The organism is Virgibacillus salexigens (assembly GCF_014905415.1).
GTDB classification, from domain to species: Bacteria; Bacillota; Bacilli; order Bacillales; family Amphibacillaceae; genus Virgibacillus; species Virgibacillus salexigens.
In genome coordinates this window covers 224,345-245,335 of the sequence record NZ_BNEO01000004.1, presented here as the reverse complement: position 1 = coordinate 245,335, position 20,991 = coordinate 224,345, and the positions used below count along the sequence as shown (strand labels likewise).

Below are 20,991 nucleotides of genomic sequence, written 5' to 3'. Positions count from 1 at the left end.
TTAAAAAGCCTCTTATTCTACGAGGAATAAGAGGCTTTTGTTTAACTTTTCAAATTATCTAAGATGTTAGCGGAGGATCGATTTTTATCATAGGTTAATACTTCATCAACCCCCTGATAAGCTTTTCCGTATATCTCTTCATCTTTATACGTGTGTATATCTTCATACATCTTTTTCATTTGTTCATAAATAAAGTCTTCCGATTCATCATTCGGTGACCAGTACAGGATTTCCATCGGTGTATCTTCATTTGTCGCTAAAGATCTACGGGTATAACCGATAGCCTGGGCATGACGAAACCCTTCCCTATTGTAAAAATGTAGTCGTTTTTCTGTATCTGAATCCTCATAATCAACAGGCTCTACTTCGAGAATAATTGGTTTGTTTTTGGCTTTTAATTTCTCAATTAATTTGTGACCAATACCTTGACCCCTTGTTTTTGCTGATACCCATAAATAGTCGATAAACAGAAATGTGTCAAATTCAGCATACATCAAAACATGCTTATCACTCTCGTCTTTGTAATAGACGTCACCTTTTTCCTCTAAGAGCATTTCCATATGTTTTTTGGATTTCATCTCTTCTACAGGAAAATACTTATTCAATTTCTCATACCAATTCATTGATCTACTCCTTATTTTTAGTAGTCCTATTTAGTATAACGAAAAAATAAAATTTTGTTAAATAGAAGCCACAATATTGTGTTATTTTAGATTTCCCAAGATAGGATATATCATGTAGAAAAAAAGAGAAGATCCTTGAAGGATTACGTTCTCCCAACAAGGAGCTTGTCCCCTCAGAGGGTTTCTTGCTTCAAAAAAGTATACGCAATCCTCTCCAAAAATGGTTGTAGGTTTCTAAATTAATAGCTTTAAAAAAGCAGACCTTTTAATTGGTCTGCTCTATTCGTTATTTGCTCATTCCGACTGTATAATCTACATTTTCCGTATACGTATTACCAGCATTCCAAAGTAAGAATTCATGGATATCATTCTCTGCTAGGGCTTTAATTTGGGCTTCCACCTCAGCTTTACCATACTGCTTTGTTGCTCCTGAATAAAGCCAAGGAGCTTCGAAGTCCTGTATCCAAGGTCTAGAAACTGGTGGGTTATCTAATTTATCTAAGACTTTATTTTCCACCTTTGCATACGCATTAACTAATTTGTATGGTTCTTCATCTGGTTTTTCAATTCCAAAATAAGGCGTCCAATGGCTTGGATAAATCATCGACGAAATTACATCAACATTATCTGCAATCTTAGAGAAATTTTGTCCTATACCAGGCGTTTCTTCGATAGTAGCAGCATATCCAAATATATCAGCAGAGACATCAACATCATAATTAGACAATTCTTCACTTGCAAAATGCACAAAGTCAGTTACTGCTTTAACTCGTTTCTTAATATTGTTCATTTCTAGGTTTTCATATTCTCCTAAAGAATATTCCAATTCCTTATCTCTTGTCTCAAAACCTTCAGGAAAACGAACATAATCAAATTGTATCTCTTGGAATCCCATTGCTGCTGCCATTTTAGCAACCTCAACGTTATATTCCCAAACTTCGGTTTGAAACGGACTAACAAACGCTTCTCCTTTACCATTTTTCCATACTTCCCCATCTTTGGTAAACGATAAATCTGGACGTTTTTCTGCTAAAACCGAATCCTTAAATACTACAATTCGTGCAATTGGATAAATTTGTTTTTCTTCTAAAACTTTCATCATTTGTTCAGGATCATCAATTAAATTTTTTGCCATATCTTCATATGGGGAACCTTCTTCTGGTTTAAACGTTAAGTGACCATTATCTTCTTTAATATCAATTACCATGGTATTCAAATCGGTTTCATCGACAAAATCAACCAAGGAATTAAACCGACTGCCACCAGCAGAATTTCCAGTCACATATATTCCTCTTACCGCATCAGGATATTCGAAATCATAACTTGAGGTATGTACAAATCGTTTCATCGTATTCTCTAGTTCAAGTGGCTTTAAGCTGATCTCCCTCTCATGATGTGGCTTTATTTCCTGAGCGTCTTCCCCACTTACAATTGCCGGAATGCTTAGTAGCACTGTACTAAGTATGGCTACAATTAATCCTCGCTTTCTCTGCATAAGCAATCAATCCCCAATTTCATTGTAATATGAGTCTAGTATAAAGGAAAACATGTCAATTTTGAACGAAAAATACAAGATTTTGAAGAAAATAATCAGGCTTGATTTATTCTTTTCCCCCTTTGTTGTATAATAAACATCATCAAATCCAGTAAAAACAAACACGAATAGCCTCTATAACTTAATTGAGGAGAGAGTTTATTTATGCTTACCATATTAGATTTAAAAAAAATGAAACAAAATCATGAAAAAATCACCATGGTTACTGCTTATGATTATCCTTCTGCTAAACAAGCAGAACAGGCAGGCATTGATACGATACTTGTCGGTGACTCATTAGGAATGGTCGTACTTGGATATGATTCAACGGTACAAGTAACAGTAGAAGACATGATTCATCATGGAAAAGCTGTAAAGAGAGGCGCACCAAATACTTTTGCTGTCGTCGATATGCCGTTTATGTCCTATCATATTTCCACAGAAGATTCATTACGTCAGGCAGCCAAAATCTTTCAGGAAACCAATGCACAATGCTTGAAAATTGAGGGTGCCTCAGCAGGGATTATTGAATTTATCCAACGATTAACAGAGGCAGGTATTCCGGCTATTGGTCATTTGGGCTTAACACCGCAGTCCGTTAATGTATTAGGAGGATTTAAAGTTCAAGGGAAAGATAAAGCAGCAGCAGCTAAACTACTACATGATGCTAAGAAAGTGGCTGCGTCTGGTGCTGTAGCACTTGTTTTGGAATGCGTTCCAAAAGAACTAGCTGACATCATAACAGCATCTATTGATATACCAACTATTGGAATAGGTGCTGGTTCGAAATGTGATGGACAAGTCCTTGTTTATCACGATATTCTAAAATATGGTGTCGATCGCCTACCAAGATTCGTTAAACCTTATAGTGATTTTAATCAAATTGGATTAGAAGCGATTAAAGGATATATATCCGATGTAAAAACTCAAAACTTCCCGTCGGACGAACATTCCTTCTTCATAAAAAGTAAAGACCTCCTCCCAGAATGAGGTTCACTTATTCAATTTTGATTAACAATGAATGAAAAGGAGTTAATCACATGTTCCGAACAATGATGAAAAGTAAGATACATCGTGCACGTGTCACAGAAGCTAATTTAAACTATGTAGGTAGTGTTACAATTGATCAAGATATTTTGGATAAAGTAAATATATTGCCACATGAAAAGGTTCAAATTGTAAACAATAACAATGGCGCTCGGTTAGAAACGTACGTTATAGCAGGACAAAGAGGCTCTGGCGTAATTTGCTTAAATGGAGCTGCAGCAAGACTTGTTCAAAAAGATGATGTCGTCATTATTGTCTCCTATGCACTCCTTTCAGGTGAAGAGCTTCATTCCCATCGTCCATTAGTTGCAATCATGAATGACAAAAACGAGGTTACAAACCTATTGGAACAAGAACCGCCATTAACAACAATAAATTCTTAATCAAAGAACAGTCTGAATCTAGAATCAGACTGTTCTATACATATTAAGGATGTAGAATTGTACGTGGATAACTCTGATCTATCATTTTCACTAATTTATACATCATATTATTATATGGAGTAGCAATTTGTAGCCTTTTTCCTTCTTTAACAATCGCACCATTGATAACTTCTATTTCTGTTTTACGCTGATGAAGAACATCTGTAAGCATAGATGATATATTTCTCCCAATCTCTTCAATCCCTAAGCGTATACATTCTTGAACAGGATCTTTATACAATAAGGATATTTCTTTTGCATGTGCAACCTCAACAGCTTCCTCTACTAGCTTTGAAACAAGTTCTTTCCCTTCCTTATACTCAATAGCCTCCCCGTTTTTCAAACGTGTTACAGCAGTTAGACCATTATAAGCTATATTTACTACCAATTTACTCCAAATTATAGATTGTACATTGTCAGACACTAACGTTTCCAATCCACTTTCGGAAAATGTAGCAGCAACCTTCTTTAAAAAATCGACATTCTCATTAGTCGGTTTCGTTGATCCAATAAATGTTTTCCCCCAAGCCCGTTGTTCTATTACTCCCTGCTTCACCCAACCTGCCCCAGCACTAGTTCCACCAACAAAAACTTCATGTGTCGGTGCTAATTGTTGAATTAATTCAAGGTTACCTATTCCATTTTGCAAGGTAAGGATTGGGGTCTTGTCATCGACCATTGGTAATACCTTTTCTAATACAGCCTTAGTTGCAAAAGATTTTATCAATACAAGCATAAGCTCGTAATCTCCAGGTAAATCGGCAGGGTTCGTATAAACTGGTACATGGAGGGTAGCAAAATCACCTTTATCATGAACCATTTGCATACCTTGCTGCTTCATTATTTCTACATGGTTATTTGGTCTATTATACAGCGTGACATCGAATCCACATTTCGTTAATTTTCCAGCGAAAAGACTCCCCATTGCACCAGCACCAAGAATTAATATTTTCATGTGAATTTACTCCTTTACGGCTTTTTCACCATTTCGTATTCACTTGTACTATCCTTACCATACGTATAATCGGTAATTCTTTCAACAGCAAAACTTGATTTTAACCTTTCAAATCCTATATAATAGTGTCAAATAAATACGTATGAGCTATGAAAAAGTATGAAAGTACAATTATTCACTAGATTAGGTTAATTAGAGAGCTTGTGGTAGGTGGAAACAAGTACTATGGATAATTGGAATTGGGCCTTTGGAGCTTATAATCAAAAGTGATCTTATATAATAAGATAATAAGGGTGGTACCGCGGTTCATTCGTCCCTGTTGTATGGGGATGAATGGACTTTTTTATATGGGTATTACTAAGAAATGGAGTGAGCAAGATGAAGACGATTTTTTCAGGGATTCAACCAAGTGGTACTTTAACATTAGGAAATTATTTAGGAGCATTAAAGCATTTCACTCAATTACAGGAGGATCATGACTGTTTTTTCTGTATCGTTGATGAGCACGCTATTACCGTTCCACAAGATCGATTAAAGCTAAGAAACAATATACGTTCTTTAGCAGCTCTCTATTTAGCTTCTGGCATTGATCCAGAGAAATCAACACTGTTTATTCAATCTGAAGTTGCAGCACATACGCAGTTAGGTTGGATGTTACAATCTATTAGTTATATGGGTGAGCTTGAACGAATGACACAATTTAAAGATAAATCAAACAAAGAAACAGCTATTTCTTCTGGTTTACTGACCTATCCAACACTAATGGCTGCTGACATTCTTTTATATAATACCGATATCGTCCCGGTCGGTGAAGATCAAAAGCAGCATTTAGAGTTAACAAGGAACCTAGCCCAACGGTTTAATAACAAATATAATGATATCTTTACGGTTCCAGAGGTCAGTATTCCAAAAGTTGGTGCTCGGATTATGTCTTTACAAGATCCAACGAAGAAAATGAGTAAATCCGATTCGAATGAAAAAGGATTTATTTCAATGCTTGATGAACCAAAGAAAATTGAAAAGAAAATTAAAAGTGCGGTCACCGACTCGGAAGGAAAAGTAAAGTACGATAAAGAAAATAAACCTGGTGTTTCGAACTTACTTACGATTTACTCTATTTGTTCAGGTGAATCCATTGATGTATTGGAAGAAAAATATGAAGGTAAGGGCTATGGTGTTTTCAAGCAAGATGTGGCTAATGCTGTTATTCATTTATTAGAACCAATTCAAAACAAATACTATGCATTGATTGACTCTGAAGATCTTGATAATATTTTAGATCGTGGAGCAGATAAGGCAGGAATGACAGCAAATCGCACCGTTGCTAAAGCAAAAAAAGCAATGGGGTTAGGTAGAGTTAAAAAGAAGAAAAAGTAAACGTAAACAAGAGGATGATCTTTGTTTGTTATGAGACCCTCCTCTTGTTTATTATATCTATCCCTTATTTTTGCTTCGATGTATTTTGTTCTTGACCGTTTTCAATTTCCCACATTTTTTCTAGGAAAGGCTGTCCTTTTATTAACTTCGCACACAGGTCCTCATGCCTTGTACTCCAACCTTGTCTGACACCCTCATATAAAGCTGTCCAAACTTTCTCTTCATCCATAAACCGGATATATGGATAATTTTTTGGGTCCCATTCCGTTAACCAGTAACGAAGTTCTTCTAAATGATTAGCCGTCCGTAGCTGATCAAGTGCCATCATTAATAGTTGTTTCAGCTGTCTTTCTCTTCTCGTTAACCCAAAAACGAGTTCGGGCGGCATCGACAACATATGGTATTCCTTTTTATAATATTTATTATCATATTTAAATGACTGAGGTTTGGTGTTCTTAATCATGTCGTACACCAACTGTTCTTGTCTGGGAATTAAACGACTTTTTCGAACTGGAATTTTATAGCCGATTGTATCAAATGCCAACATGTCATTACCATCTGTCACAATACAAGCATAGTCTAAAACGGTTCTTTCTTGCCCTTTTCGCATATAAGCACGTTTATAAATAGCATCTAATAAAGCTTTTGGCAGTTCATGCATATCATTTTCAATAAAGTTATACAAGTCCTTTGTTATGTATAGTAATGGCACCTGATCGAGTAATTCTATGCCGTCCTCCTTGCGCCATTCTTGAAAATAACAAACATTATAGCCATTTTCTTCTCCTTCAAACCAATTCACCCATACATCATGCATATATAGCATAAAACAACCCTCACTTTTCAATCAGAACTTAACATACATTATGACCATGATTTAGAAAAATATTCTAAGTCTGCCATATTTGCGGCATGATATTTTTTCCAAAATATAGTATTCTTCTTGGTAGTAATTATCAAGCAAGGTAATTCATGCATGGAAATGGTTCAATTGAAAACCTTTATCTTTCACTTATCATTTAAGTTTATTTGGTAAACGGCTGATAACCAGACTCATCATAACAATTCCTATTGGTAAAAAATAACATTCAATTCGGCTCAAAATAAAACTAAAATATTCTCCCCATGATAGACCAGCTGGAAGAAAGTTCATATAAGCAATGATAGTTACTCCACCCATTACAGCAAAACCGAATCCCATTAAAAACAGAAATACATACCCCATAAATTGTCGCCTACCTTGTCCACTTTTTAATAGAGTATGCTTGTCTTACCTATTACATGAAAAAAATTGTACAAGCTTTTACAATTGGTAAACAAAAAATCGACCCCTTCATGGGATCGATTTGCTATTTATTCATATTTTTTAAATACTAAAGCAACATTATGGCCGCCAAATCCTAGTGAGTTGCTGAGAACAACATTTACATCTTGCTGTCTAGCTTCATTTGGAACATAATCTAAGTCGCAATCAGCATCTGGTGTTTCATAATTGGTTGTCGGAGGTATAATACCATCTGTTATTGATTTAACAGCTATAACAGACTCAATTCCCCCAGCTGCTCCAAGCAAGTGTCCAGTCATCGATTTGGTAGATGAAATGGCAACATTATACGCATCTTCTGACATTACAGCTTTAATTGCAGCTGTTTCAAATTTATCATTCAATGCCGTACTCGTTCCATGCGCATTGATATAGTCAATTTGTCCAGCAGTAATCGAAGCGTCATCCAACGCATGCTGCATTGCCCGTGCTGCCCCTTCCCCGTTTTCAGCTGGAGCTGTTATATGGTATGCGTCTCCAGTCGCTCCGTACCCAACAATTTCTGCATATATATGGGCATCTCGAGCAAGTGCAGTCTCTAAATCTTCTAAGACTAAAATACCGGATCCTTCCCCCATTACAAAACCATCTCGTTCTTTGTCAAAAGGGCGACTCGCGGTTTGTGGATCTTCATTCAAGGATAGCGCTTTGGCTGAAGAGAAGCCCGCAAATGCCATATTAGATATGGGAGCTTCTGCCCCCCCAGTAATCATATAATCTGCATCTCCACGTTGAATAGCCTTAAACGCATCTCCAATGGAGTTTGCACCTGAAGCACATGCAGTTGTTGTACAAGAATTTATTCCTTTTGCTCCTAATTGAATAGATACTTGACCAGCAGCCATATCTGGAATCATCATCGGCACAAAGAATGGACTAACACGCTTCGGTCCTTTTTCCATGAATTTACGATGTTGATCTTCCCAAGTTTGCATACCACCAATCCCAGAACCAATCCATACACCAACACGGTTTGTATTCGTTTCATCAATAATCAAATTGGCATCTTCTACTGCCATTTTGGATGCCGCTACAGCGTATTGCGTGAATAAATCCATCTTACGTACGTCTTTTTTCTCTATATACTTGGTAGCATCAAAATCTTTTACTTCTGCAGCTACTTTTGCAGTGAATTGTTGACTGTCTACTTTTGTCACAAAATCAATTCCGGATTTCCCGTTAATTATACTTTCCCACATTTGATTTACATTATTTCCTACTGGGGTTACTGCCCCAAGTCCAGTAATAACTACTCTTCTTTGCTCCATAAGGTTGTCCTCCTACTTACATTTATCTTCCCCAACGTAATGCTAAGGCTCCCCACGTTAATCCGCCTCCAAAGCCTACTAAAACGACCAAATCCTCGTCATTTATTTTACCATCTTTTACCGATTCTGATAAAGCAATTGGTATAGAAGCAGCGGAATTATTTCCGTATTTTTTAACCGTCTTTGCCATCTTCTCATCAGAAATTTCAAGTCTTTCTCTTGCAGCTTCCATAATTCGAATATTCGCTTGATGTGGAACTAAATAATCAACATCCTCTTTATCATGTCCAGCTGCTTTTATTACATTGACAGAAGACTCTGGCATTTGCCGAACAGCAAATTTAAATACTTCACGTCCGTTCATATAGATATAGCCACTATCTTTATCTTGATATAGCTCCTTACCACCAGCGCCATTTGAACCTAGTTCAAAGGAAAGAATTCCTCTGCCTTCAGATACCTCGCCCATAACTGCTGCTCCTGCTCCATCACCAAATAAAACACAAGTACTGCGATCGGACCAATCTGTAATTTTTGAAAGTTTTTCTACTCCAACAACAAGTACATTTTTATACGTATTTGTTTCGATAAATTGTTTTGCTGTTACCATTCCATACATAAATCCAGCACAAGCAGCGCTAACATCCATTGCAGCTGCATTTTTTGCCCCTAATCTATCTTGAATTATACATGCTACAGACGGAAAAGGGGTGTCTGGTGTTACAGTAGCAACTAAAATAAGATCAATTTCTTCCGGATGCATTTCCGCATTTGCTAGTGCATCCTTAGCAGCTAAAAATGCCATATCTGAGGTATCCATGTTGTCTTCTGCAATTCTTCGCTCTTCGATACCGGTTCTAGTACGAATCCATTCGTCATTCGTCTCTACAATTTTTTCTAAGTCTTTATTAGTCACGACTTTCTCTGGAACAAAGTGACCGACTCCTAGAACACCTACATCCATTTTTCCATCTCCTTAAAAAGTATTAATATCTATTCTTATGACTTGGTACTAATTTTAATTCATTTAGCCCTAATTTGCAAGAACCTAATCATTATGCAGTTTCACTGTGGGAGTAAATTAGCTCCTCGGTAATCGTTGATTATCTTTTTTAATTCTTTTCGAAGCCTTGGTGGAATCTCCCTAATCGCTGCATGATTCAAAAATTCTGCCTCTGTAATCGCTCGCTCAGTGGTTAGGTGTTCCCTAAAGTAGACATTTGTATCATTCCAAGCTTGATCTGTATTTGAATCCGTTTGTACCATACCTACACTATGAATTCGATTTGGCTCGTCCATCATTGAACTGCAACCACTTATAAAGATGGCTGCAAAAAGGATTACTAGGGTATACGATACATACGATTTATGCAATGTAGGCACTCCCGGCTTCTTTAAGAGAAAATAAACTAGACCAAAGCGAGTATTATTCCGTATACTTTTTAAATTGATGATAATGTTCTTTTACTTGCTCTAATTTCTTTTCGATAGGTCTATTGTCCCGAGTATATGCTGAATGTTCAAGTTTTATTATTGCACTTTTCTTGTTATCAGCAATATCGTCGTTTAACCATTTCACTAAATAAGAAACAAAATCCTCAATATAAACAGCTTCGGTAAGAAAATATGTCGAGTCAAAAGAGATAAACAGGTGGTTGCGATACATTCCATTTTCGTTCATTGGCATCCATTCTCCAAACAATAGCGGAGCTTTTATTAATATTGTATCTTCCTTCATGTTTTCAGGAACAGTTGGATGAATGATAACAAAACGATTCGTGTGTACATGATCTATTTCTTTCAATGGAACACCAACGGAAATCACTGTGTCATAAACTTTCTTTTCCACATTCTCGCAAAATGAGAAATTGCTATTTCGACCAAAAAACATACTTAGTGTATCCTTCTCTTCTTTATCGATTACTCCTTCTACCAGCCAATCATCCTCTAATAATCCATTTACAATATGATATCCTATCCAATGATTACAATTTACAACTAAACATGTCATCAATAACATTCCCCCTTCCCCTTTGTTATAAAATTATCCTTTTTTTTTACGATTGGTTTTGGTAAACTAAAACAAGATAAACTAGAGTTAAATGTAAAAATGAGGTGTATACATGAGGTACATTGCAACAATTATCTGGGCACTTGTAATAAGTGGCGTACTTTCTTATGTTTTATCAAGTATGCGCGGTGACAGCTTTAGTATGATGGGTACAATTGTTTTCGCAGTTATCATGTTTATAGCTATTGTCATTTTAGGTGATAGTGCTATCCACGATGATAACGCTGAGAACTAAACCGAACTGATATATCCTACCTGTAATAATATTAGGTAACTCAATTTCTCTATGGCAGAGACCAGCTGTATGATTGAAATAAACCCTTGCCCATTCTTACTATACAGGGCAAGGGTTTCCCATTTTAGGCCCTGTTAATGTAATAATGTTAATACCATGGAAGTATACTCAATGCCGCTAAAGCAGTTAAAGGCAGAATTAGCCTTCTAAATCGTGGTCCAGGTCCATAGCCGTATCCATACCCTGGACCACCATAACCAGGATAACCATAACCGAATTGTCTATGATGTGACCCACCACCCTGAAGTTGTTCATGAGGTTCAAGTGGTACAGCAAGATAAACGGATTCATTATCCAGTCCAGTAATAATTCCGTCTACACTTGAGCCATCGACTAATTCTATAAGCACATAGGCATGCATATGATCTTTACATACATCGTATATTTGTTGATTTCGGTCCGTCATTCCTATCAACCTCCTCACCAGCTAGCCTATTCATTCGCCCATGGGTTGGTGACATAAAAAATTAATAATTCTATAAGGAGATACATTATGGAAACATTAACTGAACTAGGTTTGTTAATTAAGTATTTAATTCTTGGCTTATTTCAAGGTTTTACAGAACCAATTCCAATTTCTTCAAGTGGTCATTTAGTAATCTTACGGGATCTGTTTGGATTAGAAATTAAAGGGTTATCTTTTGAGATACTCGTCAATTTTGGCTCATTGATTGCTGTTTTTATCGTATTCCGTAAAGATATCGCACGCTTAATTCGCAATGGCCTTCGATTCATTGTTCAAAAGGATAGAGATGAAGAAGCGAAGGAAGATTTTCGATTTATCCTATTCTTAGTCATTGCAACAATCCCTACAGGTATCCTCGGACTCCTATTTGAAGATATGATTAGTGAGCGATTAAGTGGAGTTGTCATTGTCGGCTACACGTTACTTATTACTGGGGCTGCCTTGTGGATAATTCGTAATTTACAAGGGAAGAAAAATGATGAGGAATTAACAATTAAAGATGCCTTGATTGTCGGAGCTGCTCAAGCGATTGCGTTAATTCCAGGTATTAGTCGTTCTGGAGCAACGATTGTTGCAGCAATGTTAGTTGGCATGAAACGCGAAACAGCTTTTCGCTTTTCCTTTTTACTTTATATTCCAGTAAGCTTAGGAATAACCGTATTAAAAATAACCGACATATTTACAGATCCTAATTTCGACACATTAATGATACCATATGCTATTGCATTCTTAGCATCCATTATTGCATCCTATTTTGCTCTTAAATGGTTTGCTAATATTATGGCGAAAGGTAATTTAAAATACTTTGCCTTTTATTGCTTTATCGTCGGAATACTTGTTATTATTTTCCTATAAATAGTTAAAACAGCAGTTCTCAATGACTGCTGTTTTTATAATGCTTAATGGAAATATTGGAGGAATTTGATTGTATCAACAAACGTATGCAGCTAACCTGCAACCATTTTTGAAAGACCCTAATTATTTATAGTGGTTAGAAAGACTCAAGGAGTATGCATTCATCTGCCTCTTACAAACCATAACAAAATAGAAAGTGTAAACCGATTACTTAGTGAGTCAATCGGCTATCGATTATTTCAATTCATCACGGAAAGATTGTTATTTACGATTTCGACCATTTAAAAATGCAATCAATGTGAACAATGTAACTTTGTACAATTTAAATGTACAAAAGGTTCATTCATGATTACAACCTCATGAATGAACCTTTTACCGATTAATCTGGAATTCCTAATGCAATCTTAGCATAACGAGACATTCTTTCTTTTCCCCAAGGAGGATTCCATACAATATTTACTTCTGTTTCTTTTACTTCTGGAATATCCGCAAGCGCATGTTTTACATCTTGCTCAATATGTGCAGCTAATGGGCATCCCATCGCGGTTAATGTCATGGTGACATTGCAAATGCCCTCTTCATTCAAATCAACATCATATATTAAACCTAAATTAACAATATCAATGCCTAATTCAGGGTCAATAACATTCTCTAGGGCACCCATTAGATTTTCCTTAAGCGCTTCATCCATACCCTGTACCTCCTCTATCTTGTTATTACTATTTAAACATATTTTTAATTGATTTTAAATAACACTGCTTTAAAACTTACAAATGTTTGGTAAACCATTTCGCAGTTTCTAATATAGCAAACCGACCTACTTTGTGGCCACGATTAGCCTCTTTAATAAAGAAAATATTATCTTTATTTGTATATTCCGATGCCACTTTCTCATAGAATGTATAAGAATGATCAAATGGCACAACTGGATCATCTTCTCCATGCCAGAACATGAGTGGTCGTTGATTCAGTTTCTCCGGCTGTTCAGATAAATCATATTGTTTTAATTGATCGTACAAATGGCTAATTTCTTCATCAGTTATAGGCAAATTCCCCATTTTCTTGAAACTGTTTACAAGTGTCTTCGCATAAGTGGTTATCTTAGGAGACCCCATTAATATTACTGCTGTCTTAATCCAAGGATATTGCGTGAGAGCTGCTGAAGTTGTAATTCCTCCCATACTAGTACCGGCAATTCCAAAACGGTTATCTAATAATAAACCTGTGCTATCCAAATAATCTTTTATATCCTTTAATTCGATAACATTTTGCATGACGATATCCCAAAAAGAAACCTGCCTTCTCATCTCAGATATTTCATTTTCTCTTGCACCATGGTATTTACTATCTGGGAGAACAACACGATACCCTTCTTCTGCAAGTAAATATGCTAATGGCAAATTATGTTCTTTTGCACTCGTAAACCCATGGAAAAAGGTGATTACTGGTAAAGCTTTATTTTCGTTTTCGGCATCAACAACTATTAGGCTTGGAATGGTTTTAATTTCTTCTTTATATACTCCGATCATGCCATTATCTCCTTATGTACGTTTTCAGTCATGTAAATTATTTTACTACCCATAAGAAATAAATTGCAACTAATGCAAAGGAATTTTTACTTTACATCTCTACATATCAACTATACACTATTGACAGATGAGGTGAAATAATTATGCAAACAAACAGACATTTAATTGCTTTAGATTTAGATGGAACTCTTCTCACGGATAAAAAAGTCATCAGTCCACATACGAAGAAACTTGTTGAAACAGCGATAGAAGCAGGTCATATTGTTGTTATCGCAACAGGAAGACCACATCGAGCAAGCATTGAATACTATCATCGGCTTCGATTAACAACGCCAATGGTTAATTTTAATGGAGCATTAATTCACCATCCAGCCGATTCAAGATGGGATGCATTACATAGCCCCATGTCCATTCGAACAGCACATAAAATTATTGACGCTTGCTATGAACTGAATGTTCATAATGTATTAGCAGAAGTCATGGATGAGGTTTATCTCGATCAGTTCGACCAAGCCATAATTGATATCTTTCATATGACAGAAAACGATCCTCCATTTACTATTGGAAGTCTCAAGAACAAATTAACAGAGGATCCTACTTCTCTGCTAATACACCCAAAGGAAGATCATATTTTAACATTACGTGATCATCTTGATGATTACCACGCCGACTTAATTGAACATCGGAAATGGGGAGCTCCTTGGAATATTATTGAAATCGTCCGTAAAGGTATGAACAAAGCAGTTGGATTGCAAAAAATTGCACATTATTATCATATTCCGAAAGAGCGTATTATTGCTTTTGGTGATGAGGATAATGATTTAGAAATGATTGATTATGCTGGGGTGGGTGTAGCCATGGGCAATGCAATTGACGAGCTTAAAGCAGTAAGTAATCACATAACAGACACAAATGAAGCTGATGGAATCGGAAAATTTTTAGAATCTTACTTAAACCTTGAAGCAAAATCCGTTTGATTCGCAAAATTTTCCTACTATAGAATTCAACGATTGCTGCCATACTAGAAGTGAACGCAAAATGCGTTCGCTTTTTTAACTTCTTATTAAGAGCATGAATCAAAGGATTATGGCCATAGTCCGACCAATACGCTAATTAAACTTTCGATAATGCAGCATGATTCTTTCGAATTGAGGGGGAAGTATCGTGGGAAAAGGAAGTAAATCGAAGCGTTTTAGTCAACAAAGTGCAGATTCAGTAAAAAAACATGATGAACGTTTTCCGTACCGTGATCGATTCTCCGAAGCAGAACGAAAGCGTGCAGAAACAGATACCCATACAGTAGGAGGTTTTTAGGTTGCAAAATAACACAAATAATAACAACAATTTATTCCAACAAGCTAAAAATGCTGTATCCAATTTTATGAATCAGCAAGGAAATACAGCGAATGCACAAGATAAGCAAGCTGCCCAAAATGCGATTCAAGCTGCATATAATGAAGCAACTGCTCAAGAAAAACAGCAATTGCAGCAATTGGAAAATCAATTAAAGCAGCATAATCAATTACAGTAACCTCTGCTAATTTTGTCAACGTAATTTCTATAAAGAACTATGTGAAACAAATAACTACTTCTAGCCTCATGTGACTAGGAGTGGTTATTACATAATTATTTTAAATACGATTATTCGACAAAATGCTTTTGTATGCCTGCTATTTCTGCTAATATAGATGATAAGTATGATCTAGGAGGGATGACGAATGGGAATTCGAGTAGAAGCCACCCCAAACCCAAATGCACTGAAATTCACTACAGACAAATTGATTTTTGAAGGAACAAATAGTGTATCTGTAATGCCAGGACAAACGAGTGATCATGAAATTCTTAACGATCTTATGCACTTAGAAGGTGTCGATAATGTATTTGGATATCAGAATTTCATTACGGTTAACAAACAATTCGATGCTGAATGGGATGATGTGACCCCTAAGGTAACTGAAGTTTTAGAAAAACATGGTTATTAATAGATAATGTATAAAAAAAGGTCAGCAATTTAAATGCATGACCTTTTTGTTTACATCGCTTATTTTCACATATCCACAGGAATATAGTTCGCGTTCACTTTTTCTCCTTGATCATTCTTACCATAAAATGTAATAATAGGAGGCTCGTCTCTCGAAGTCGAATCCTCTGGAAGCTTCATTTTAATGGAGAAGTCTTGCCATTTTTCATCCATATTCTCTAGCTCAACTTCTTGCTCCTCTATCGTTGTTTGATTGTTATATTCAAGTATATAGTAAACATTCGTATTGCTCGCTTGAACTTCACCATTAATGACAGCATTGCCGTTTTCCACTTTTACATCCACATTACGTAAGCTAACTGCCGTTGTATGTTGTATTGTTTCATCTTGTTGATTTTCCGTCTGCGTCGACTTTTCTGATTCTTGGTTACTGCATGCCACCATAATACATGCCAATATTATTACGAAACCAAAATATTTCATTGTAATCCCCTTTATCTTTCATTTAATCTCTACGGAAAAAGCCAAAAATCCCTGTAGTTTGGACGATATTTGTAAACGCATTTGGATCAACTTCATTAATAATTCGTTCCAAATCATATAATTCATATCTGGTAACAACTAAATACATCATATGCTTGTCTGTTTTTGTGTAAGCTCCCTTAGCTGGAAGTATCGTGATTCCCCGAACCATTGTTTTATGAATTTCAGCCTGTAATTCATCTGCTTTATGTGTAATAATCATTGCTGTCACTTTCTCATGTCGAGTATGAAGTGCATCAATTACTCTTGTCGTTACATATAATGTTAATAGAGTATAAAGCGCATTTTCCGGTTGATAAAGAACGCCAGCCATAGCAATAATAACAGCGTTTAGCATTAAGAAATACGTTCCAATTGGTTTATCCTTCATTCTCGACAGCACCATGGCAACAATATCCATCCCACCAGTAGATGCGCCGACTTTTAATGTAAGCCCGACACCTGTACCTGCAATAACACCACCAAACACCGCATTTAATATAATATCTTCCGAAATGACTAACATTGGAGTAAGTTCTAGAAATATAGTAGTAAAGAGCACCGAAATAATACTGTAAACAGTAAATCCTCTTCCGACTTTAAACCAACCTAAGATAGCGACTGGAATATTAAGTAATGCTAGCAAAATACCTGTACTGACTCCAATGCCTAGAAAGTCATTAAATACACTGGAAATTAACTGTGCAGCTCCAGTAAAGCCACTAGCATAAACATTTGCTCCTTCTAAGAAAAAGTTCAAAGATAATGCATTTAATAGTGCACCAAAAATTACAACAATTATCCGTTTAGCTTCAAATATAAACAAAGGTGTCCCTCCTTCGATTGTGACAATCATCAATTATTTTTCCATTTTTAGAAATTTTACATCAATATACTTTGACTATCTTAACAAATCGCTTTAAACTAAAAACAAGACTAGTTTATGAAATGCAGGTGAAATTTATGGCGATTAAAATACTTGCGGATTCCGCATGTGATTTATCCAAAGATTATTACAACAAATACGATATAGAAATGGTATCTTTGACTGTTCATTTAGATAACGAGGACTATGAAGATGGAAAATCCATTAGCCCTAAAACAGTTTATCATGCAATGCGTGAAGGGAAAAGCCCTAAAACTTCACAGGTTTCCCCTCAAACGTTTAAATCTATTTTCACATCATACGCTGAAACGAATCAAACACTTATTTATCTTGCTTTTTCATCCGAATTATCAGGTACATATCAAACAGCTAAAATGATGGAACAGGAAGTAAAAGAAAGTTATCCGGATGCCCCCATTCATGTAGTTGATACAAAATGTGCATCCCTAGGTTATGGTCTTGTTGTTTTACACGCTGCTGAACTTGCTAAGCAAAGCGATGATCCCAAAGAAATCATTGCATCGAGTCATAACTATGCGTCGAAGATGGAACACATCTTTACTGTTGATGATTTGGAATACTTATATCGCGGTGGACGTGTCAGTCGTACCGCAGCGTTTGTTGGATCCTTATTAAAAATCAAACCAATTCTTCATGTAGAAGATGGAAAACTAATCCCCTTAGAAAAAATACGGGGCTCAAAAAAATTGTTTAATCGTATGCTTGAAATCATGGAAGAACGCGGTGGTGATTTTTCCAATCATACCATTGGAATTTCCCATGGAGATGATCTCAAGCGAGCAGAACAGTTAGCCTCCATGATTAAGGAACGATTGAATGTAAATGAAGTCGTCATTGAAATGGTAGGTTCAGCGATTGGATCACATTCCGGCCCTGGAACAATCGCTCTTTTCTTTATTAATAAGCAATACGAAGCTTAACCATTTGGGTTAAGCTTTTTTATTATGATATTGTAACCTACTTCTTTCCTTTTCGTCTAACTGACTACGCAAATGAAAATTGGAAGGATTCTATAAAAATACGTGTTTATACCGAAATAAACCTCGAATTATCCATCAATTTTCTAAAGAGAAATTTATCCCCAACAAAATACATACAAGGTCGATCCCTTATTAGTATAGGCCATCGTTCCAAACCAATACGTAAATCAAGTAAAGCAAATTGAAAAAGGACTTTTAATATTCTGCCCTATACTCCAGTTGTACTTCCATTTTCATTGCTGATACCTCCAACAAAATGGATTGAAAATAAGTCTGGGTAAGAGCCACTCGTACAAACCGATGGACTGAACATAAGCCTGTTTTCATTCAAAACCAACCAAGCAAATAGAAAATGGATATAGAAATTATTGGTTTTACTTTTTCTAACATGAATTCTAACAATAACTCATAAACTGATATTAGTAGGTTGTACACTTATTATGAGGAGAGGATGACATGTACATCGATCAGCTCATTCAAATGTATCATCATGAAAAAAATCAACTACCCAATTCGATGAATGATATTCTAGATCATTACCAAAAAAAGTATATAACGGGTGAAATCGATATTGTGAAATATCGGGAAATTTATTCATTTTTAAAAATTCAAGGAGCAATATCTGCCCACGAATTTTCGTATGAGTCACCAAAACAGATATTTCCTACCTCTTTTCACTAACATATTCTAGCGCTTATCAGTTTGTAGAGATTGATTTTCTACAAGCTCTTTTTTTGTTTCTAAGTGAGTACAGGTCTGCTTGCTGTTCAGTCAATTTTACCTTTCCATCTAAATTATAAAGGATTGAATTCCATCATTAGGGGAATATAAAACCAAACATTTCTTGTTGAGGAGGAAGAGAAAAATGAAGATGGACAAAGAAAATGGGAAGTTAACCCCCCCTGCCCAACACCAAACTAAACAACCTGGGATAGAATCTAAAATGGTGCCAGAACCAACATATATACGTCCGAATTACAATGGAAGTAATAAATTACATGGCAAAGTAGCGCTAATAACAGGAGGAGATAGCGGAATAGGACGAGCTGTTAGTGTTCATTTTGCACGGGAAGGTGCAGATGTCGCAATTATTTATCTAAATGAGCATGAAGATGCACAAGCAACCAAACGTCTCGTAGAACAAGAAGGGCAAAAGTGTCTTCTAATGGATGGCGACGTTGGGAATCAATCATTCTGTGAAGCTGCTGTCACGGAGGCCTTAGAAAAATTCAGCAAAATTGATATTTTAGTTAATAATGCTGCAGAACAACACCCACAGGCAAACTTCTTAGACATAACAAGCACTCAATTGGAAAAGACATTCCGCACCAATATTTTCAGTATGTTTTATCTTACAAAAGCTGTTCTCCCTAACTTTAAAAAAGGCAATTCGATTATTAATACATCTTCTATAACCGCATATAAAGGAAATAAAGATTTAATTGATTATTCAGCAACCAAAGGGGCGATTACTTCATTCACGCGTTCATTAGCGGAACAGCTTGCGGACAAAGGTATACGTGTCAATGGTGTCGCGCCAGGTCCAATTTGGACACCACTTATTCCTTCTACATTCACAGAGGACAAGGTCGACAATTTCGGGGGAGATACACCTATGAAGCGTCCAGGACAGCCAGAAGAGCTAGCTCCCGCTTATGTCTACTTAGCTTGTGCTGACTCTAGTTATGTAACGGGGCAAATGATTCACGTAAATGGTGGAACCATAATAAATGGTTGATGATACGTTTAATTTTGTAATTTACATGTTTGCTTCCAATCCTAGGAGTTTTTTCTAATAAAACTTTGTAATTGATTAATTATTTCATTCTTTACTCTGCGATTTACTCTGCAATATAAATAAAAGCTGCTGTCGTGACTTTCGTGACAGCAGCTTTTTATGGTTATCTCCGTGGACGTGGGTGATGATAAACATATTCTGGAAAGTCTGTAATTATCCCATCAACCCCAAGCTTCAATAATCGGTCAGCTTGTTCCTGCTCCCTTACTGTGTAAGGCCAGATTTTTAGTTTCTTATCATGAATTCGCTCAACTAACTCAGGGTTTAAAATGTTTTGATTTGGATTAAAATAATCCGCATATGTAGCAAACTCCTCTAGCTCTTCATCTGTTACATCCTGCCAACTCATCCCTGCTAATACACCTAAAGGAACCCTCGGTAAAAGTGATTTTGTTTTGATTACCGAGTCATGGTTAAACGATTGAATAATAATTTTATTATTTCTAGGTTTATCCATATTTCTATCTTTCAGTGCTTCTGCTACTTTTTCCTCAATACCTGGATAAAGCTCAGGTGACTTCAATTCAATAAGAATTCCAATCTTCCCACGAAATTCATCCAACACTTCTTCCAATGTAGGAATTTTTTCTCCAGCATATTCATTACTAAACCAACTTCCAGCATCTAACTGCTTCATTTCTTCTAACGTATGCTCACTAACTAGTCCAGATCCATCTGTTGTACGATCTAAAGTAGTATCATGAATAATTACTAATTCCCCGTCTTTTGACATTTGGACATCTACCTCGATGTAGTCTGCCTTCATCCAAAAAGCCTTATGAAAAGCAGCCATCGTGTTTTCTGGAGCATGCCCTGATGCTCCTCGATGTGCGATGTTTTCTACATGATGTCTCTTCCCCATTGAATTACTAGCTGCAGACATAGATACGGTGTACATCGCCATCATTACCAATACCATAACAAAAATTAAAAACATGCGTTTCATTCAATCTCCCTCTCCTTTGCAATGTATTTAATTCTATTGTATGGAAACATTATTAATTCGAACTAAAGGCGAGATTAAGAGATTGTAAGGA

General features: G+C 36.2%; 27 protein-coding genes and 1 other annotated feature. Of the genes, 12 read left to right on the top strand and 15 right to left on the bottom strand.

Annotated features, from left to right (window positions below):
• Positions 1-41: 41 nt before the first annotated feature.
• A complete protein-coding gene (locus tag JKP73_RS16945) occupies positions 42-623 on the bottom strand; it encodes a GNAT family N-acetyltransferase (RefSeq protein WP_038245625.1) in 582 nt (193 codons plus the stop codon).
• Between the two features lie 286 nt (positions 624-909).
• Positions 910-2,118, bottom strand: coding sequence for a putative glycoside hydrolase (locus JKP73_RS16940; protein ID WP_021292278.1), 1,209 nt, complete (start codon positions 2,116-2,118; stop codon positions 910-912).
• 204 nt (positions 2,119-2,322) lie between these two features.
• Here JKP73_RS16940 and panB point away from each other — a divergent pair, with 204 nt between their 5' ends.
• Both panB and panD read left to right on the top strand, forming a co-directional pair.
• On the top strand, positions 2,323-3,147 hold the full coding sequence (gene panB, locus JKP73_RS16935; protein WP_200411569.1) for a 3-methyl-2-oxobutanoate hydroxymethyltransferase: 825 nt from the start codon (positions 2,323-2,325) through the stop codon (positions 3,145-3,147).
• Between the two features lie 50 nt (positions 3,148-3,197).
• A complete protein-coding gene (panD, locus tag JKP73_RS16930) occupies positions 3,198-3,587 on the top strand; it encodes an aspartate 1-decarboxylase (protein ID WP_021292276.1) in 390 nt (129 codons plus the stop codon).
• Between the two features lie 43 nt (positions 3,588-3,630).
• On the opposite strand, the gene JKP73_RS16925 is transcribed toward panD, so the two are convergent.
• The gene (locus JKP73_RS16925) at positions 3,631-4,581 is read right to left on the bottom strand and encodes a ketopantoate reductase family protein (protein WP_200411568.1); all 951 of its coding nucleotides are present in this window, start codon (positions 4,579-4,581) and stop codon (positions 3,631-3,633) included.
• Positions 4,582-4,721: 140 nt separating this feature from the next.
• Positions 4,722-4,902 (top strand) — a binding site (T-box leader).
• A 57-nt stretch (positions 4,903-4,959) separates the two neighbouring features.
• On the opposite strand from JKP73_RS16925, the gene trpS reads away from it, so the two are divergent.
• Positions 4,960-5,958: a tryptophan--tRNA ligase gene (trpS, locus tag JKP73_RS16920; RefSeq protein ID WP_021292274.1), complete on the top strand. Its 999-nt coding sequence runs from the start codon at positions 4,960-4,962 to the stop codon at positions 5,956-5,958.
• Positions 5,959-6,022: 64 nt separating this feature from the next.
• Here the strand turns inward: trpS and JKP73_RS16915 are convergent, their stop codons facing one another.
• From JKP73_RS16915 to JKP73_RS16890, 6 genes are all read right to left on the bottom strand, one after another.
• On the bottom strand, positions 6,023-6,784 hold the full coding sequence (locus JKP73_RS16915; RefSeq protein WP_021292273.1) for a YjbA family protein: 762 nt from the start codon (positions 6,782-6,784) through the stop codon (positions 6,023-6,025).
• A gap of 189 nt (positions 6,785-6,973) precedes the next feature.
• Complete coding sequence (locus tag JKP73_RS16910; RefSeq protein ID WP_021292272.1) at positions 6,974-7,183, bottom strand: YuzI family membrane protein; 210 nt, start codon at positions 7,181-7,183, stop codon at positions 6,974-6,976.
• Positions 7,184-7,311: 128 nt separating this feature from the next.
• Positions 7,312-8,550 (bottom strand): beta-ketoacyl-ACP synthase II, encoded by a 1,239-nt coding sequence (gene fabF / locus JKP73_RS16905; RefSeq protein ID WP_021292271.1) that lies wholly within the window; start codon positions 8,548-8,550, stop codon positions 7,312-7,314.
• Positions 8,551-8,572: 22 nt separating this feature from the next.
• A complete protein-coding gene (locus JKP73_RS16900; protein ID WP_021292270.1) occupies positions 8,573-9,514 on the bottom strand; it encodes a beta-ketoacyl-ACP synthase III in 942 nt (313 codons plus the stop codon).
• Positions 9,515-9,615: 101 nt separating this feature from the next.
• Positions 9,616-9,924 (bottom strand): hypothetical protein, encoded by a 309-nt coding sequence (locus JKP73_RS16895; protein ID WP_160807333.1) that lies wholly within the window; start codon positions 9,922-9,924, stop codon positions 9,616-9,618.
• Between the two features lie 52 nt (positions 9,925-9,976).
• On the bottom strand, positions 9,977-10,564 hold the full coding sequence (locus JKP73_RS16890; RefSeq protein WP_200411567.1) for a hypothetical protein: 588 nt from the start codon (positions 10,562-10,564) through the stop codon (positions 9,977-9,979).
• Between the two features lie 109 nt (positions 10,565-10,673).
• Between JKP73_RS16890 and JKP73_RS16885 the strand changes: the two genes are divergently transcribed.
• On the top strand, positions 10,674-10,856 hold the full coding sequence (locus JKP73_RS16885) for a DUF2929 family protein (protein ID WP_021292267.1): 183 nt from the start codon (positions 10,674-10,676) through the stop codon (positions 10,854-10,856).
• Between the two features lie 148 nt (positions 10,857-11,004).
• Here JKP73_RS16885 and JKP73_RS16880 read toward each other — a convergent pair whose 3' ends face one another.
• On the bottom strand, positions 11,005-11,322 hold the full coding sequence (locus JKP73_RS16880) for a hypothetical protein (protein WP_021292266.1): 318 nt from the start codon (positions 11,320-11,322) through the stop codon (positions 11,005-11,007).
• Positions 11,323-11,409: 87 nt separating this feature from the next.
• On the opposite strand from JKP73_RS16880, the gene JKP73_RS16875 reads away from it, so the two are divergent.
• On the top strand, positions 11,410-12,237 hold the full coding sequence (locus tag JKP73_RS16875) for an undecaprenyl-diphosphate phosphatase (RefSeq protein WP_200411566.1): 828 nt from the start codon (positions 11,410-11,412) through the stop codon (positions 12,235-12,237).
• A gap of 379 nt (positions 12,238-12,616) precedes the next feature.
• On the opposite strand, the gene JKP73_RS16870 is transcribed toward JKP73_RS16875, so the two are convergent.
• Both JKP73_RS16870 and JKP73_RS16865 read right to left on the bottom strand, forming a co-directional pair.
• Positions 12,617-12,928: a metal-sulfur cluster assembly factor gene (locus tag JKP73_RS16870; protein WP_021292264.1), complete on the bottom strand. Its 312-nt coding sequence runs from the start codon at positions 12,926-12,928 to the stop codon at positions 12,617-12,619.
• A gap of 76 nt (positions 12,929-13,004) precedes the next feature.
• Positions 13,005-13,766: an alpha/beta fold hydrolase gene (locus JKP73_RS16865; RefSeq protein WP_021292263.1), complete on the bottom strand. Its 762-nt coding sequence runs from the start codon at positions 13,764-13,766 to the stop codon at positions 13,005-13,007.
• A gap of 143 nt (positions 13,767-13,909) precedes the next feature.
• Here JKP73_RS16865 and JKP73_RS16860 point away from each other — a divergent pair, with 143 nt between their 5' ends.
• From JKP73_RS16860 to JKP73_RS16845, 4 genes are all read left to right on the top strand, one after another.
• A complete protein-coding gene (locus JKP73_RS16860; RefSeq protein WP_187370471.1) occupies positions 13,910-14,743 on the top strand; it encodes a Cof-type HAD-IIB family hydrolase in 834 nt (277 codons plus the stop codon).
• Between the two features lie 187 nt (positions 14,744-14,930).
• A complete protein-coding gene (locus JKP73_RS16855) occupies positions 14,931-15,080 on the top strand; it encodes a hypothetical protein (RefSeq protein ID WP_021292261.1) in 150 nt (49 codons plus the stop codon).
• Position 15,081: 1 nt separating this feature from the next.
• Positions 15,082-15,297: a DUF3813 family protein gene (locus JKP73_RS16850; protein WP_021292260.1), complete on the top strand. Its 216-nt coding sequence runs from the start codon at positions 15,082-15,084 to the stop codon at positions 15,295-15,297.
• Between the two features lie 187 nt (positions 15,298-15,484).
• The gene (locus JKP73_RS16845) at positions 15,485-15,748 is read left to right on the top strand and encodes a NifU N-terminal domain-containing protein (protein ID WP_021292259.1); all 264 of its coding nucleotides are present in this window, start codon (positions 15,485-15,487) and stop codon (positions 15,746-15,748) included.
• A 65-nt stretch (positions 15,749-15,813) separates the two neighbouring features.
• Here JKP73_RS16845 and JKP73_RS16840 read toward each other — a convergent pair whose 3' ends face one another.
• Positions 15,814-16,230 carry a hypothetical protein gene (locus JKP73_RS16840; protein WP_021292258.1) on the bottom strand — a complete coding sequence of 139 codons (417 nt, stop codon included), beginning with the start codon at positions 16,228-16,230 and terminating at the stop codon, positions 15,814-15,816.
• Positions 16,231-16,252: 22 nt separating this feature from the next.
• On the bottom strand, positions 16,253-17,095 hold the full coding sequence (locus tag JKP73_RS16835; RefSeq protein WP_021292257.1) for a YitT family protein: 843 nt from the start codon (positions 17,093-17,095) through the stop codon (positions 16,253-16,255).
• Between the two features lie 137 nt (positions 17,096-17,232).
• On the opposite strand from JKP73_RS16835, the gene JKP73_RS16830 reads away from it, so the two are divergent.
• The 3 genes from JKP73_RS16830 to JKP73_RS16820 all read left to right on the top strand — a co-directional run bounded on the left by JKP73_RS16830 (position 17,233) and on the right by JKP73_RS16820 (position 19,894).
• A complete protein-coding gene (locus tag JKP73_RS16830; protein ID WP_038245631.1) occupies positions 17,233-18,096 on the top strand; it encodes a DegV family protein in 864 nt (287 codons plus the stop codon).
• 516 nt (positions 18,097-18,612) lie between these two features.
• Entirely contained in the window at positions 18,613-18,837 is a 225-nt protein-coding gene (yppF, locus tag JKP73_RS16825; protein WP_021292255.1) for a YppF family protein, read from the top strand.
• A gap of 184 nt (positions 18,838-19,021) precedes the next feature.
• Positions 19,022-19,894: an SDR family oxidoreductase gene (locus JKP73_RS16820; protein ID WP_021292254.1), complete on the top strand. Its 873-nt coding sequence runs from the start codon at positions 19,022-19,024 to the stop codon at positions 19,892-19,894.
• Between the two features lie 163 nt (positions 19,895-20,057).
• Here JKP73_RS16820 and JKP73_RS16815 read toward each other — a convergent pair whose 3' ends face one another.
• Entirely contained in the window at positions 20,058-20,900 is an 843-nt protein-coding gene (locus JKP73_RS16815) for a glycerophosphodiester phosphodiesterase (RefSeq protein WP_200411565.1), read from the bottom strand.
• Positions 20,901-20,991 lie beyond the last annotated feature (91 nt).

Excerpts from the sequence above, each read along its gene's own strand:
- JKP73_RS16945 (WP_038245625.1), bottom strand. The coding sequence starts at position 623 with ATGAATTGGTATGAGAAATTGAATAAGTATTTTCCTGTAGAAGAGATG.
- JKP73_RS16940 (WP_021292278.1), bottom strand. The coding sequence starts at position 2,118 with ATGCAGAGAAAGCGAGGATTAATTGTAGCCATACTTAGTACAGTGCTA.
- panB (WP_200411569.1), top strand. The coding sequence starts at position 2,323 with ATGCTTACCATATTAGATTTAAAAAAAATGAAACAAAATCATGAAAAA.
- panD (WP_021292276.1), top strand. The coding sequence starts at position 3,198 with ATGTTCCGAACAATGATGAAAAGTAAGATACATCGTGCACGTGTCACA.
- JKP73_RS16925 (WP_200411568.1), bottom strand. The coding sequence starts at position 4,581 with ATGAAAATATTAATTCTTGGTGCTGGTGCAATGGGGAGTCTTTTCGCT.
- trpS (WP_021292274.1), top strand. The coding sequence starts at position 4,960 with ATGAAGACGATTTTTTCAGGGATTCAACCAAGTGGTACTTTAACATTA.
- JKP73_RS16915 (WP_021292273.1), bottom strand. The coding sequence starts at position 6,784 with ATGCTATATATGCATGATGTATGGGTGAATTGGTTTGAAGGAGAAGAA.
- JKP73_RS16910 (WP_021292272.1), bottom strand. The coding sequence starts at position 7,183 with ATGGGGTATGTATTTCTGTTTTTAATGGGATTCGGTTTTGCTGTAATG.
- fabF (WP_021292271.1), bottom strand. The coding sequence starts at position 8,550 with ATGGAGCAAAGAAGAGTAGTTATTACTGGACTTGGGGCAGTAACCCCA.
- JKP73_RS16900 (WP_021292270.1), bottom strand. The coding sequence starts at position 9,514 with ATGGATGTAGGTGTTCTAGGAGTCGGTCACTTTGTTCCAGAGAAAGTC.
- JKP73_RS16885 (WP_021292267.1), top strand. The coding sequence starts at position 10,674 with ATGAGGTACATTGCAACAATTATCTGGGCACTTGTAATAAGTGGCGTA.
- JKP73_RS16880 (WP_021292266.1), bottom strand. The coding sequence starts at position 11,322 with ATGACGGACCGAAATCAACAAATATACGATGTATGTAAAGATCATATG.
- JKP73_RS16875 (WP_200411566.1), top strand. The coding sequence starts at position 11,410 with ATGGAAACATTAACTGAACTAGGTTTGTTAATTAAGTATTTAATTCTT.
- JKP73_RS16870 (WP_021292264.1), bottom strand. The coding sequence starts at position 12,928 with ATGGATGAAGCGCTTAAGGAAAATCTAATGGGTGCCCTAGAGAATGTT.
- JKP73_RS16865 (WP_021292263.1), bottom strand. The coding sequence starts at position 13,766 with ATGATCGGAGTATATAAAGAAGAAATTAAAACCATTCCAAGCCTAATA.
- JKP73_RS16860 (WP_187370471.1), top strand. The coding sequence starts at position 13,910 with ATGCAAACAAACAGACATTTAATTGCTTTAGATTTAGATGGAACTCTT.
- JKP73_RS16845 (WP_021292259.1), top strand. The coding sequence starts at position 15,485 with ATGGGAATTCGAGTAGAAGCCACCCCAAACCCAAATGCACTGAAATTC.
- JKP73_RS16840 (WP_021292258.1), bottom strand. The coding sequence starts at position 16,230 with ATGAAATATTTTGGTTTCGTAATAATATTGGCATGTATTATGGTGGCA.
- JKP73_RS16830 (WP_038245631.1), top strand. The coding sequence starts at position 17,233 with ATGGCGATTAAAATACTTGCGGATTCCGCATGTGATTTATCCAAAGAT.
- yppF (WP_021292255.1), top strand. The coding sequence starts at position 18,613 with ATGTACATCGATCAGCTCATTCAAATGTATCATCATGAAAAAAATCAA.
- JKP73_RS16820 (WP_021292254.1), top strand. The coding sequence starts at position 19,022 with ATGAAGATGGACAAAGAAAATGGGAAGTTAACCCCCCCTGCCCAACAC.
- JKP73_RS16815 (WP_200411565.1), bottom strand. The coding sequence starts at position 20,900 with ATGAAACGCATGTTTTTAATTTTTGTTATGGTATTGGTAATGATGGCG.